The 14129-nt window shown below is 45.9% G+C and carries 15 protein-coding genes; 6 read left to right on the forward strand and 9 right to left on the reverse strand.

The window, feature by feature from the left end; genetic code table 11:
• Window positions 1-5: 5 nt before the first annotated feature.
• The 3 genes from RH45_RS04385 to RH45_RS04400 all read left to right on the forward strand — a co-directional run bounded on the left by RH45_RS04385 (window position 6) and on the right by RH45_RS04400 (window position 3363).
• Window positions 6-749, forward strand: coding sequence for a phosphatase PAP2 family protein (locus tag RH45_RS04385; protein WP_008074277.1), 744 nt, complete (start codon window positions 6-8; stop codon window positions 747-749).
• Window positions 750-1159: 410 nt separating this feature from the next.
• On the forward strand, window positions 1160-1849 hold the full coding sequence (locus RH45_RS04395) for an outer membrane protein (RefSeq protein WP_008074279.1): 690 nt from the start codon (window positions 1160-1162) through the stop codon (window positions 1847-1849).
• 284 nt (window positions 1850-2133) lie between these two features.
• Window positions 2134-3363, forward strand: a complete 1230-nt coding sequence (locus RH45_RS04400) for a hypothetical protein (RefSeq protein WP_008074280.1) — start codon at window positions 2134-2136, stop codon at window positions 3361-3363.
• Window positions 3364-3420: 57 nt separating this feature from the next.
• On the opposite strand, the gene RH45_RS04405 is transcribed toward RH45_RS04400, so the two are convergent.
• The gene (locus tag RH45_RS04405; RefSeq protein WP_008074281.1) at window positions 3421-3711 is read right to left on the reverse strand and encodes a hypothetical protein; all 291 of its coding nucleotides are present in this window, start codon (window positions 3709-3711) and stop codon (window positions 3421-3423) included.
• Between the two features lie 88 nt (window positions 3712-3799).
• Complete coding sequence (locus RH45_RS04410; RefSeq protein WP_039958183.1) at window positions 3800-4687, reverse strand: LysR family transcriptional regulator; 888 nt, start codon at window positions 4685-4687, stop codon at window positions 3800-3802.
• 100 nt (window positions 4688-4787) lie between these two features.
• Here RH45_RS04410 and RH45_RS04415 point away from each other — a divergent pair, with 100 nt between their 5' ends.
• The gene (locus RH45_RS04415; RefSeq protein WP_008074283.1) at window positions 4788-5159 is read left to right on the forward strand and encodes a YybH family protein; all 372 of its coding nucleotides are present in this window, start codon (window positions 4788-4790) and stop codon (window positions 5157-5159) included.
• Between the two features lie 59 nt (window positions 5160-5218).
• Here RH45_RS04415 and RH45_RS04420 read toward each other — a convergent pair whose 3' ends face one another.
• A complete protein-coding gene (locus tag RH45_RS04420; RefSeq protein ID WP_008074285.1) occupies window positions 5219-5728 on the reverse strand; it encodes a hypothetical protein in 510 nt (169 codons plus the stop codon).
• Window positions 5729-5892: 164 nt separating this feature from the next.
• Window positions 5893-7020: a permease gene (locus RH45_RS04425; RefSeq protein WP_008074286.1), complete on the reverse strand. Its 1128-nt coding sequence runs from the start codon at window positions 7018-7020 to the stop codon at window positions 5893-5895.
• 290 nt (window positions 7021-7310) lie between these two features.
• Between RH45_RS04425 and RH45_RS04430 the strand changes: the two genes are divergently transcribed.
• Window positions 7311-7763, forward strand: a complete 453-nt coding sequence (locus tag RH45_RS04430; protein ID WP_050796245.1) for a plastocyanin/azurin family copper-binding protein — start codon at window positions 7311-7313, stop codon at window positions 7761-7763.
• Window positions 7764-7824: 61 nt separating this feature from the next.
• Entirely contained in the window at window positions 7825-8022 is a 198-nt protein-coding gene (locus RH45_RS22775) for a DUF1289 domain-containing protein (protein WP_008074288.1), read from the forward strand.
• 45 nt (window positions 8023-8067) lie between these two features.
• Here RH45_RS22775 and RH45_RS04440 read toward each other — a convergent pair whose 3' ends face one another.
• The 5 genes from RH45_RS04440 to RH45_RS04460 all read right to left on the reverse strand — a co-directional run bounded on the left by RH45_RS04440 (window position 8068) and on the right by RH45_RS04460 (window position 14090).
• Window positions 8068-8379, reverse strand: a complete 312-nt coding sequence (locus tag RH45_RS04440; protein WP_008074289.1) for a c-type cytochrome — start codon at window positions 8377-8379, stop codon at window positions 8068-8070.
• Between the two features lie 90 nt (window positions 8380-8469).
• Window positions 8470-11166: a molybdopterin-dependent oxidoreductase gene (locus RH45_RS04445; protein WP_008074290.1), complete on the reverse strand. Its 2697-nt coding sequence runs from the start codon at window positions 11164-11166 to the stop codon at window positions 8470-8472.
• A gap of 2 nt (window positions 11167-11168) precedes the next feature.
• Window positions 11169-11768: an arsenate reductase (azurin) small subunit gene (locus RH45_RS04450; protein ID WP_008074291.1), complete on the reverse strand. Its 600-nt coding sequence runs from the start codon at window positions 11766-11768 to the stop codon at window positions 11169-11171.
• Window positions 11765-12904, reverse strand: coding sequence for a cytochrome c peroxidase (locus tag RH45_RS04455; protein WP_050796246.1), 1140 nt, complete (start codon window positions 12902-12904; stop codon window positions 11765-11767). Before RH45_RS04455 ends, RH45_RS04450 begins: the two co-directional genes overlap by 4 nt.
• 94 nt (window positions 12905-12998) lie before the next feature.
• Complete coding sequence (locus RH45_RS04460; RefSeq protein ID WP_008074294.1) at window positions 12999-14090, reverse strand: cytochrome-c peroxidase; 1092 nt, start codon at window positions 14088-14090, stop codon at window positions 12999-13001.
• Between the last annotated feature and the right edge of the window lie 39 nt (window positions 14091-14129).

The following is a 14129-nucleotide window of genomic DNA, read 5'->3' on the forward strand; positions in this document are numbered from 1 at the left end:
TCTAGATGAAAGAGTACTTATTAGATAAACGGCATGGTCTAGGACTGTTGGCTGTTTTTTTGTTGGCGATTGGGCCGCTGGCTTTATCCGTCAACCATATCGACTTACTGAGTGACGTGTCTTCTTCAACCGGTTGGTTCTTTACCGCACTGACAGATTCTGCTGGCTCAAAAGGTTTCCTATTTACCCTTGCCATACTTTTGGTTATCAGTTGGAAAATCATCGACTCGCCAAAGGCCTTCTTTGCGAAACTGGTTCAATTGGGCATTATTTTAGTGATTGGCTTTGCGGCAAAAACGGGTTTGAAACATATGACTGAAAGCCCACGCCCTTACACCGAGTTGATTGCTCATCAATTACTGATTCCACAGGCTGAGCACTTCTACAGCTTGAACTCTGTTCAACAAGGTAAAGTGATCGACAAAATCTCTCAACAGGTCAGTCATTGGCGTACGATTCATTGGCAAGGCGAAAAAGACTACTCGTTCCCTTCTGGTCACACCATTTTTGCATCCATTTGTTTGGCCTTTTTTGGTGGTCTCTTTGTTCGGAGTGGCCATTTTGCGCTAGCGTCACTGGTTGGGCTATGGGCCATTGGCGTTGCGTACAGTCGATTGTGGCTTGGTATGCATCGTCCCATTGATCTTGTAGGCTCTATCTTGTTTATTTCTATTGTGTTTTTGGTAGTGCCGCGATTAGATAGTTTGCTAGACAAGTACCTTGACCGGGTTCCGCTTCTGAGTCATTAAAATGCTCAGAGAAAAACAATAGAACAACCTCACTAAACATTACAAATAATTCAATGTCAGTTGGCTTTTGCAAAAGAGTGGTGCAGAGATGCACCACTCTTTTTTTGTGTTTATTGCGCAGGAGTTATTGTTCAAGCTCACTCTAATTAACACGTCTTATGTTTTGCTAAATGTAAATAAAATTTTAGTTTTTATGATGGTTTTTAGAATGGTTCGAGGCAAAAATGCCCTCGTCTGTCAGGAATTACTTATTGTTTTATCAGATCAGGCGTAAACCGCATTTAGTGACTACCTCTCTCTGTATTAACAGTTAAGCAAATGGGCGGGTGGTGAGTTGGACAAGTTGTTTAACGTGCTATTCGTCTTTAGAGAGGGTCAAATTTTTTATTAATAATGAGTATTTACACAAGATGAACTTGATCAAAACTATGAGTGTGGCACCTATTTTGGCATTAGTAGCATATTCAGCTGGTGCAACAGCTTCGGACGACTTAATTGACTCGGAAAGCAAATTAGCCTTCAAAGAGGGGATCTTTGTCGGGGGCTCTATTGGTAAAGTGAACTACGACAGGGATGACGTGTATGGCCCAATCGCTGATCTAAACCCGGACTTGCTGTCTTCCGATAGCAAGGAGTCTCTAGCGTTAGGCTTGAATGTGGGGTATCGCATTAATCCTTACTGGGCGGTAAACCTTGACGTTGAAATGAGTCAAATTGAAGGAGAGCTCAATGGGAGTTTTGGAGATGAATGGGCAAAATCCAAAACAGAGTTAACTACTGTTAACATTCGACCTGAAGTTCACTTGATTTGGCCTGTTAGTGAAACGGTTGAAGTATATGGTTTGGTCGGGGCAAATATTGGACTTTCGCGAGTAGAGCAGGAAGATTTTGATTCCGCAGGTGGTGCTAGCAGTGACTCATTAAACACATCAAGTTTTAGCCCAGCCTATGGCGTTGGAGGGCAGTGGCTGTTCGATGAATCTTGGTCGGTTAAAGGCGAGGTTACTCGATACGATGTGGACGTTGAGCTTGGTGGCGATTATGAGTACGAAACAACTCAAACCGAGTTTTCACTTGGTGTGACATACCACTTTGGTTGATTTTTCGTAAGTATTTAGATAGTAGGCTTTAACTTATAAGTTCTCTAAGTCTATCGTTTAATTTTACGTTAAGCCCTTTATCGTAGGTTTGGCTTTACGCTAAACCTACGATTCTTTAACCGTGCTTTGAACCAATCCAACATTTTTCCTAACCTGTTAGACAGGATTTAGCAAACTAGACCACTTAGGTGCTAAAAAAATGTATTATCCTTGCAAATATATAAATATCATCAATAAAACTCTTCTAGTCTAATAGTTGTATTAGATGTGATTGCGAGGCTTGCATGCAGGTAAAAATTCTAAAACGTCTTATCAAAGACAAAATGTTTGGTAAAACCAAAAACACTGCGCTAGATGTCCAAGTCGCTCAGATGGCTGATGCGCGCATGGGCGCTATGTATATGTTAGCGAGTACGGAAATATCTAAAGTGTCGGCGTTTTCCAATGCTCACTTCTTTGACAACTTTGTCATTGGCTCTGAGCCGCTTAGCGACCTGAAGTCGGCCGCGACTGGGCTGCTGGATAAAACCAATGCCATTAATAAACTTCAACAAACCAAAGCAGGCAAAAAGATTGTTGGTGCAGCCAAGGTTGTGGGTGATACGGCTTCTGCGGTCGTCACTAAAGTTAAGCAGGTCATCTCTGATTTCTTCCGCATGTTAATGAACAAAGCACGTAACATATATGGCGATTTGTTGTTTGGTGTGGAGTGGTTTGCTGAGTTTTCTACGTGGTTAGTTGGTGAATTTGCCGGTAACTTTTCCAGCTTTATTCCCGGGTGGGGTTACGTGCAAAGCGCATCTGACGTCTACTCTGGGGTTAAGCAAGCTGTCTGTAAGTCGAAGGATCTTGTCACTCAGTTATACGCAGGTCGCGGTGTCGAATTACTTGGTGGTCACCCAAGCATTATTGCCAATGCGCTTGCTCGTCACTCAGCGACGGGGGCACTGGGTGGAATTAAGAATGCTGCTGTGGGTATTACCAAAATCGGCCTTGAAGCCGCAGGTGATGCTTTTGCCGGTGTGGGTACATTGGTGAGTGTCCTAACCGGTTTGTTCGAGCGTATCGTTAAGCTGGTGGATTACATGATCCAGCGTAGCTTGGTGAAGAGAGTTCTAAAACGTGCGAAGAAAGAATGGGCTAATCGCAATGCCAATGGCAGCTTAGTTCAGGACCACAAGATGTTCTCTGAGTGGTTCCAAGGTGCTGTGATTACAACGCCTATTATCGCCGCTCTGGTGATGGGCAGTGGCTTCGTAGCGCACCCCTATAAGTTTGCCCAACTACTGACGCCTAAGCTTGAGGTGGTGTCGCAAGGTGAGTTCGACAAGGCAGTGGTGTACATCGATAAGCTCAAGTCTTTGTCGAGTAAGTATGTTCAAGAGTACGTAGAGAGCTACAGCGTTGATTTTAAGAGTAGCGATGGGGTCGTTTCTGCCAGACTCAATGAACTGAAAAATGGCAAAGGCATATTAGATGGCCATGAGTTTGTCGTGCAAAAAACATCACCATAGTTGATGTATTACCAAGCCAGCGGATACATTCGCTGGCTTTTAAATACTTGGTTAGTGCTACAAGTCGCGCATTAAGGTTTCAAACTCTTCACTGGCTGCATCAATCAGTCGGTTTATCTCTTCTGCATCGCGATTGGCAAGTTCAAGTTGCCAAGGCTTAGAGTTGTGTTTGGCGCAGAGCCGTGTATGTCCATCAATCTTCTTAAAACTGACATCGTTAAACTCTGCATGATGATGTTGCTTGTTCTCAACGATTTGCACATCGAGTACGCCGATAGGGTTGATCTCTACATGGGCATGAAGGTGGTCATTGTCTTGCAGTTGGTAGTCTCGGTGTACGGAAATCATAGCTGGCTCCTTGCTCTGGTTTGTGACGTTTAAAACAAGTGTAGGACAGCCAATTTGAACGATTAGTGAAATAAATAAGAAGATTGACTTAGGTTAATGATTCCTCATTTTTCTCCTTTGTGACCTGAGTTAAATGGGCTTGGATAGCGTCAACGGCCATCGTAACAGCGAGTGGAGGCTGCCTTGAAAATGAGTGCAGTGCGTAGACGCTGGTTTCAGGTAACACGTAATCCTTAAAACATGGTGTGATGGTGGGGAACTGGTTGAGCAAAAATTCCGGTACTATGCCGATCCCCATATCTAAACTGACCATTGTCGCCACCTGACTGATGGTGTTCGCTTGATGTTTTGCCGAGAACTTAAGTGATTTACTTGCCTTCGATTCTCGATGCACCAACTCATGCTGAATGTGTTTTCTCTGCCAGTGGTTGGCGATGTAGCTGGCTTGTTCAACTGGTATTGCACTGCTTGCAGATTGGCACAACACATCTCTAAATTGCCCCAGTTTACGCTGTTTGTAGTTACTGTCTTTAGAATCGCCAACGCGAATGGCGAGGTCAAGGTCGTGTTGCATCAAGTCGAGTTGGTGGTCTTCTGCGATTAGACTTAGGCTGACGTCAGGAAAAGGGGTAAAAGCTTTGGCGAGTGCTGGAGCGACAACACTTTCCATTAGTGCGTGTGGCGCCGTAATCGCGACTCGACCCGAGGGGCTCTGTTGCGCTTGTTTAACCTCTTGCCACGCTTGCTCAACAATGTCGTTCATCGCTAAGCATTGTTGGTAAAACTGTTTCCCTTGGGGAGTGAGTGTTTGTTTTCGAGTGGTTCTTTTCAGTAAGGTTGCCGAGAGATCATGCTCTAATTGCTTGAGTGACTGACTCAATACGGATTTCGATAAGTCGAGTTTTTCTGCTGCTTTAGAGATAGAACCACAATCGACGATATGCATGAACAAGGTCATTTGGCGATGTCTATTCATTATATTGTTCGCTTTTTTAGAACATTGAATTTTTATTTGTTTGTTTTTCTTGGCTAATCATAGCACTAAACTGAGTTCAACAAATCAGAGGAGAACAACAATGAACCAATCAGTATTAGAAGCATGTCAGGCGGGTATTGAAGCGTGGAAACAGGCGTTTAATCGCCAAGATGCGCAAGGTTGCGCTGCGCAATATGAAGCCGATACCACTATGATCGCGAAGCCTTTTGGTACTTTCGAAGGGCGCGAGCAAATTCAAGCGTTTTGGCAAAACATCATGGATCAAGGTTTCTCAGACGTTGCTTACACTGACACCACTTGGGAGCAACTGGACGACAACAGCTACATTTTGACGTCCAAATGGACGATGAACAAAGCGTTTGGCGTGGTACATAAAGAAGTCTGGACGCTACAACAAGATGGTAAAGCGCGTTTGACCTATGATGAGTTTGAAGTGCTAGGTGAACGTTAATTAACCAATAGTGAATAAGGCAGCCGATGGGCTGCCTTAATTTATGGAAAGAACCTGGTTTATTGACTGTCTGCCATCATGGTTTTGTTCATGACCACCATCGAGAGAATGTCTCTGTCACCCGGGTTTTCGCCATAACCAAACGACTTCACTGCCCAGAAGCTGCCCGATTCACCAATCAATCGCCAGTCCCATTGATAGCCATCTTCAAACTCGAGATGTAAATTGCCGTTGTCTTCAAACTGCCAAGTAATGTTTTCTGTCGTGCCTTTGTCCAGTTTGGTGTATTTACCTGTGCCATCTTCCATCAGCATCATCTGACGCTTTTTCTTGCCGTTACTGAACGAGAACACCAGTTCTTGATCAATGACCATGTCATCGGTGAAAATTTCATAGCCACCACAATCTAGTACCGCTTGGTCGAATTTTTCATGAGTGTAACTTTCACCGGAGCCATCACCAGTTGTACAGAGATTCGCCTTTATTGCTTGTTCTTCTGGTGAAGAAGTAGACTGACAGCCTGCCAGTAGAGCAAGAGTAATAAATGCGACTGACGTTTGAGTTTTCATTGTTAGTTATTTCCTTATGTTGAGCCATCTACACTGTTTATTAATTGCTCACTAAGGACAGACCATATTTATTCATTCGTCAAATATAACGTGTTAGAAAGTTGCGCCAGTGCTTTGATTCACATAACAAAAAGCCCTACGTGGTTACGTAGGGCTTGATAAGGTTAACCAAAAATAAAGCTATATAAGAATCCTGCTCCAATGGCCATCCCAAGAATGACGGTGAGGAAAGCGGCGATCATTTGGTTCTTGAAGATCGACTTAAGCAAAATGACTTCTGTTAAGCTAGCCCCTGCACTACCAATAATCAATGCCATTACCGATCCCAGTGCCATGCCTTTTTGCACCAAAGCGGCGCTCAATGGAATGACGGCTTCCGCACGAATGTAGAGCGGAATACCGATAACCGCAGCAACAGGAATTGCATACCACTTGCCCGCCCCAGCGTATTCGGCGATCAGCTCCGTTGGAATGAAGCCATAGATAAATGAACCTATTGCAATACCTAGCATCAAGTATGGGAAAACTTGCTTAAAGTCTTTCCAAGTTGATAACCAGATTTTCATCCAACGGTTTGGTTGTTTGCTTTCAACTAGCGTTGCCGTGGCACTGCCATCGGCGGCGCAACAAGACACTTCTACTTTAGGTTCGGCAGTGTCACCGCAGCACGCTGACTCTTTTGCCATAGCGGGCGTTGGCTCGTTACAACTGCTGGTACCACAGGTATTTGTTGCTTGCGTTGCTTTGCTATCGCTAGAGCTTGATGTTGTGCACGCCGATTCTTTAACGGGTTTGCTATCTGAGCAACTTGTGCCACAACTCACTTCGCCTGCGGCCTGATAAGCTTCCGGCTTTACGTATTTCTCAAAACCTAGCTTTTCTAGGGTATAGCCTGCGACCACAGATACTGTCATGGCGATCAGGAAGTAAAACAGGGCGACTTTCCAGCCAAAAGTGATGACAAACAAACCAATAATAACTGGGTTAAGCAGTGGACTGCCAAATAGGAACACCATCATAGGGCCAAAGCCGGCTCTAGCCCGCAATAATCCTTTTAGAAAAGGAATGGTTGAACAAGAGCAGAATGGCGTAATCGCACCGAGCAAAGCGGCAACGATATAGCCTTTACCGTTACGAGAGCTCAAGATTGATTGGATCTTTTCCGGTGTAAGAAACTCCTGCAGTACGCCAACGATGTAGCTGATGGCCAAAAACAGAATGATCAACTCTGTTGCGAGAAAGGCAAACATATCGAGGGCTTCGCTTGCCATAGTCATAAATTCATTGTTCATAGTGTGACTCCATAATCAGGAACAATGAGTCTGATTTGTTTCAAACTCATTTCGACTTTTCTCGAATTATAGAAATGTATCGCTAAAGATCAATAAATATTTCGATAAAAATCGAAATAAAAGATCGAGTTTAATAAAATCAGAGAGTTACAGCTTTGTTTTTTTGTGAGGCAAGTGCGTAGGGAAGTTTGTTCTCCAGAGCGTTGTCAGATCAATTAATAACCAACCTAAATAAGTACAATTATCATTAATTATTCGAACAATGTGAGATGAGCCCTATGCGTTGCTATATGTCGTTATTCCTTTTCCTTTTGTCATTGAGTGGCAATGTCAATGCCGACACGAAAGTGATCAAGCAAGTGTTTGATATACAAAGCACAGACCTAGGTGCGATGTATCAATTTATTCCTGATTATGTCGAAATTGATGTCGGAGAAAGTGTACGTTTCGAAGGCACTGTCGGGTCGCATACCGCACATAGCATCAAAGGAATGCTGCCGGAAGGTGTTGAGCCAATAACTATTGCTTACTCTGATGTTTCGAAAGTCACGTTTGATAAACCGGGAGTGTATGGGATCAAGTGCAAAGTGCACCATCGTTATGGCATGGTTGCGCTTATCGTAGTCGGCGACCCCAGTGTCAATATTGAACAAGCCAGAGCAGCGGCTAAAAAACGCGTCAGTCGACGTGGACAAGAAAAAATGCAGCGATTACTCGACAAAGCTGAGTTGAAAATTGAATGATTGTTCGCTAGTAAGTAACGCTATCATGATTGCCAAGCTAGAATTTATCTAGAGGTGAGTGATGGGATCGATCAATGAAACAACGCAGCCGTCGGATTCAACCCTACCGCCTAATCCGTGTGTACGAAATTGCTGCCTGAACGAGCGAGATATTTGTTTGGGTTGTGGTCGAACCTTGCAAGAGATTTTGCATTGGACGCAATATTCCGCGGTAGAAAAGGCGCAAGTTTTACGGTTATGCCAGCAGAGAAAGAGGTAAAAAACACCAGCCGGATTTAGTTAAGCTGGTGTTAATTTAATCAGCTTACTTCATTTGTGAGTAGTAAGCAGCGATGTCTTGCATATCTTGTTCACTTAAGGCTGTGACCATGGCGTTCATGGTCGGATCTTTGCGAGAGCCGTTTTTGAACGCTTTCATTTGTTTAACCATGTAGCTTTGCTTTTGGCCAGCGAGGTTGGGGTAGGTCTCTGTTGGCGATATACCGTTCACTCCATGACAGGCAATGCAGGTTGCTGATTTAGCCTGTCCTGCCGTTGCATCGGCTGCAAAGGCTTGTCCTGTAGCCGCAATCAAAAGCACGCAACTTGCGACAATCAACGTAAGCGCTTGTTTCATCGAATGCTGTCCTCCATTTTACATTGTAAATTTTTCTTCGTTGGGATAGGAACGCACGTTTAAGTCCCTACTCTTAAACGCGCGTTTGCCTTAAACGATGTTTCTTGGTGCAAATGAGAACGAGCGGAACTCATTTTTATATTTCGATTCGCCAATCTTCTTGATATTGGCCACCCCCATCTTGTAGTTGTAGTTACCTGATATTTGGTCAACAACCCGTGTCGTTAATGCATTGGAAGGCTGACGCATGTCGATCATATTGGCATATAGCGTACCTTTCTTGACTGCAGGTGTAACGATCGCGACAGCCGTAACCGCGGCTTTATCGAGTTTGATATGACCATTTTCCATCAGTTTACTGAACTGGAAATCGTCGCCATGGACACCGAGAATGGTGTCTTTGAAGTTGGCAACCCGATCTGAATACATCATGACTTGATCGCCAGACTCAATTCCACGTTGTTTCGCATCGTCAGGGTGAACTTCGACCCAGTTTTCTGGCCAGCGTTGAATGACATAAGCACGACGTTCAACATCATCAAAACCGGATTGCCAGATTTCGTTGATTCGTCCATTGGAGAACCATAGCTCTTCGCCTTTCGGTTGCAGCCAAGCATAGAAGTCACTGAACAGATCCCAAGGGTGTTTCTGTAGGTTCACCTTACCCGTTTGGCTATTGAAATGGGTGAGCTGCTTCTTCAGAACGTTGCCGCCTTGAGGTCCATCAGTGAGCCCTTTCTCAGCCAATGCTTGCTCAGATAACTCAGTGTCGTGTAAGCGTTTAGTACCGACTAGTTGCTTAGTATCATAGTTGTAGAACACCGGGCCTTGAATGCCGTCGGTACCATATTCACGCAGTTTTTCGTGCAGAGTTTTGCCTTCAGCGTGTGCAGCCACTTTGATCATATTGAAATCTTTGCGGCTACCGCGACTAAAGCGAGATGCCTCTTCCGCAACATCGTTTGAGTTGTTCCAGTCGAAGCCGTCGTAGCCCATACGAGTTGCTAACTGGCTGATGATCCACCAATCAGGTTGCGCACTCCCCGGGGCATCGGCGAACTTTTGATACAAGCGTAAACGGCGTTCTCCGTTGGCGCGCATAAAGTCCACTTCTCCCCAGGTTGCCGCTGGGAACACGATGTCGGCAAACTTAGCGCCGATAGGATCGCGTAAGTAGATGTCTTGGTTAATGACCACCATACCACCAGAGTCGGCGCGTTTTTTCAGAGTGTCGATGATCTCTTGCTTGTCATAACTGTAGACCTGGTGCGGATTGGCTGTGGTTAGCTCCCAGAATTTTTTCTGCAAGCCTTGACTACCACACATTGCCTGAATCCAGGTGGTTCCAATGACGTGAGCAAATCGAGTGTGCCCAGAGTAGAGATATCGGTCCGTATCAATGGAGCGACGACGGCGACCCGGAACCTTCTCAGGCGATTTGTTGCGTGGCAATTTGCCTCCGGACTGCCCGCCACGCTGGTGGCCACCGAATCGACCAACCACTCGTCCTTCGCGTCCGCCAGCACCGACTATGGTTGCCAAAGAAGAGATGGCATTTGTATTACCGGTATTGTTCGACCAGTAAAAGCCTTTTTCGATACCAATAGAAGTCTTCGGCCTTACCCCGTCAACGGGCTTAGCCAACATCTCTGCCGCTTGATAGATTTTCTTCTCATCAATACCTGCGACTTGTGCGGCATATTTAGGGTCAAACTCTTTCTGTTCTAGGTTCCACTTCTTGTAACCTTCAAAACCGTTGGTCTGGAACTTGCCCCATGTGGTTCGCCATTGCCAAGGTGTATTACGTGTTCCTTGACCAAAGCCAGAACTGGACTCCCATTTGTTATTCACCCAGTTTTGAATCCATTCGCTATCTTGCCAGCCATTTTCCAAAATCACGCGAATGATGGCACCGACGACTAAATTGTCTGAGCCAGGGTTTAAGTCGATATGCAAGCCACCTTGTTGCTTAAGCCAAGCGATCCCAGCCGTTTCACGTGGATTGAGTATGACGGTTTTCATGCCACGTCGTACCGCAGGCATAATGAACTGCGTGAAGATAATGGTTTTGGTTTCGTATGGGTCTGTACCGCAGATCATTAAAGTATCCGCGGCTCCCCAGTCGTCATAGCTTGGGCCAAAGTTATCAAAACCAGCGTCACGGAAACCCGGGGTTGATGTCACATCGGATGGCGTGTCATGGAAGGTAAAGTTGGCGGTATTCACATGGCGTAACGCGTACTTCGTGATGGCATAAGTATTTTCAATGTACTGATAAGAGAAGGTTTTAACGCCATAAGCGTTAGCACCGTGATTATCGATAACATGGCGACCAACTTGAGCCGCAATATCCAAGGCAAACTCCCAAGGAACGGGTTGCAAACTGCCACCAATACGCACTAATGGTTGGGTTAATCGATCTCGTGTACCGGTGGATGGGTTATAAAGCTTTTGTGCCAATAAGCCACCGCGCATCGAGGAGTCGCCCGTTTTGTTGACCGCTTTGGTGTCTTTGTCTGGGACGATAACGATGTTGTGAGGTTTACCATTGTGCATCACAACATTATGTTGAGCAGGGGCAACCCAAGCTTGTAATGGAGCGGTTGGGAAATCGACGCCAAACGCATTGTCACTTGCTTTGAGCCCTCCGTTTGCCTGTTCGAGCGGCCAGCGATACACCTTGTAGCCACACGCAACAATGCAGTAGTCACAAGCGGTGGTGATTACTTCTGCATTTTTAGGTGGCAGCGGGGCATGATCTTCAGGGATGTAAAAGTTCGTTGTCATGATTAGGCCTCCTGCATAGCGATAATGTTGTCTGTGCGGCCAAACAGCAGCCCCATGATACCGACGGCATAGATGTCATCACCCTCTAGCTCCAATAGAACTTGCGGTAAGCTTTCATAAGCCTGACCAGAAACAATGATCCCATGGCGTCGCATATCGAATGTTGAAAGGTGGAATGGACATTGACCTAACACGCGATGCTCACCGACCACTTTGTAGTTGCCGTTGAGTGGCCCACCTTGGTGGGTACACATCAGAGAGAAGCCGACCACATCTTGCTTAGGACCAAGGCCTCCTCCGGCTGGCACGCCCATTTTGACTAAGATACCTTGGGTGTTAGGACCATCATCGGGATAATTGAAATAGATCGGCTCATTGGTTTTGAGTTGACTAAGCTTGCCTAGCAGTTTGCGAGGATATCCAACAACACGAGCTTGGGTTTCTTTAGCTTGCGCTGTGCCCGGAAAAAGCGTGATTGGCATGATGCTCGCCGCACCAGCTGTGGCACCGCTGTACATCAAGAACTCTCGGCGCGACATCATGCATTTGCGGTGTTCTGCTGCGCTTTCTTTTTTGCTGGATTTATCTTTACCGAAAATCATTTTTTCACCTCCGCCAATTCTTCCTCGCTGAATAACGGTTGGTATTCAGGAATCTTCGGATATTCCATGGTGATCTTTTCTCCGGAGAAAGCATCAAGGAACGCGAGTAGGTCCTGTTTTTCTTGCTCGCTTAATCCGAGAGGTTTGATCAATGGACTCTTAGTTTGTGGGAAGTCTGTGGTTCTTCCATCAGCACTTACACCGCCGCGGTCATAGAAGTCGACCACATCAGAGAGTGATGCAATGGCACCGTTATGCATGAAAGGTGCGGTGTATTTGGTGTAACGTAAACTTGGGGTGCGGAACTTACCCAGCATAGATTTGATTTTACCGCGGAAGTAAACCCCAGGATCGGCCTTAGTTTCTCGGTACATTTTTTCCGTAGAGCCTTTTGCGTAGAGCTCATATCGGAAGGTGATTTGTGCCAGAGGGTCATTTTCCCAACGTAGGTTAGTGGGTACACCCACATTGTAGTTTTTCTGATCTGATGCAAGCGCTCCGTTGTGGCAGGCAATGCAACTGGCTTTGCCTTCAAATAGTGCTTTTCCGCGTAGCTGCTGCTTGGTAAGTGCAGATTTGTCTCCCATTAGGTAGTTGTCTAGCGGCGTATCGGTTTGCACTAATGTTCGTTCGAAGGCGGCTATGGCTTTCCATGCATTACTGATTTTTGGATAGTTATCGCCAAAGACGGTGTTGAACTGCTCGACGTACTCAGGCACGAGGGCTAAACGAGCTTCCATAATGTCATCTTCGCCATTACCTGCAACGCCACCTTTAGCGGCGCTCTTAGCTTGGCCTTCCAAAGATTTAGAGGAGCCAGCCCAGAAGAGTTTTTGATAGTAAGCGGAGTTGATAATAGTCTGGCTGTTACGCCAGTGAACGGTTCCTGGATAGCCTAAAGACAGGTCGGCAGGGAAATCCCAGCCGAGTACTGGGTTATGACAAGCGGAGCAGGGCGTTGAAGTATCGCCACCTAAGCGGCCATCAAAGAAAAGCTGCTTTCCTAATGCAACCTTGGCTGGCGTTGTCGGATTATCTGCTGGGGTTGGTACTTTACCTAGTGGTCCTAGCGCTGGGTAGCTTTGCCCATTGAGCTCGACATTGGGTAGTGAGGCAGCGACCTCATCCGCGGTCATTCCTGATTTAGCCAATGTGGCACCAGAAGCAAAGCAGGCCAGTATGACCGCGACAGTAGACAAGGTGATAGATTGTGTATTCATCTCATCCTCCTTAGTTTTTCACATTGCGCCAATCAGAGATCAGCTCGTAGTCATAGTCGTGATGCTTCCAGACATGCTGCTCACTGGTCAGTGGCTGACTGGACAGAGACTCTAGGAAAGCGACTAAATTGGCTTGCTCTTGTTTGGATAAGTTGAGCGGTTGCACTCGAGGATCTTTGTGAGTGTCTTGCCCGCCACCTTGGTTATAAAAAGCCACCACGTCTTCCAGCGTGGCGAGCATACCGTTATGCATGTAAGGAGCGGTTTGGGTCAGCTCGCGCAAGGTTGGCGTCATAAACTTGCCCATATCGGTGCCATCTGCTTTATGCGTTTGAACGTGAGCGCCGACATCGCGTTTTAAATTCATGTAGTTCTCGTTACCCATGAACATGTTGAAAGCAATGAAGGTGTGGTGACGCATTGGCTCGCGGAAGATGTCAAAGTTTTCAGGTACCCCAGTGTTATGTGGTTGACCATCGCTAAACAAAGGCCCGTTGTGACAAGAGGAGCAGCCCGCTTTGCCTTTGAACAGGTTAAAACCTTGCTTTGCTTCTCTTGAGAGCTGATTTTTGTCGAACGGAGTTTGATTCGAGGTGAGTGTTTTCAGGTATTCAGGGATGGCTTTGCGCACGCTACCATTGGATGGTTCACCGTAACCTGCATCCTTGAACATTTTTACATAGATAGGATCTTGTTTAAGACGCTCTTGCATCAAACGCATATCCATATTCATTAACCAATCTTCGGTAATGTTCTCACGCGTAACATCATTAAGATTGGTTCCGATACGTCCATCATGAAACCAGACCTTTTTATACACAGTGTTAATCAAGGTTGGGACATTACGAAATCCCTTACTGCCTGTATACGCAGGGCTTAGAGCCTCTGGATAGGAGTACCCATTGTCCGGTTGGTGACATGAGGCACAAGACAGCGAGGTGTTCCCTGATAAGCGAGTATCAAAGAACAGGCGTTTTCCCAATTCTGCTTTTGCAGCATCCGTTTTCATCTCGGGTAGCGGGCCGAAAGTCGGCTCTTGCGCTTGGCTCAGAGTAGAAAACGATAAGCTTACCGTCGCAGCAAGGATCAGCATTTTTTTCATTGTTATGCTCCTTAGCTTCCAGCTAGTTCGACATACACT

This window comes from Vibrio sinaloensis DSM 21326, assembly GCF_000189275.1.
In the GTDB taxonomy this organism is placed as follows: domain Bacteria; phylum Pseudomonadota; class Gammaproteobacteria; order Enterobacterales; family Vibrionaceae; genus Vibrio; species Vibrio sinaloensis.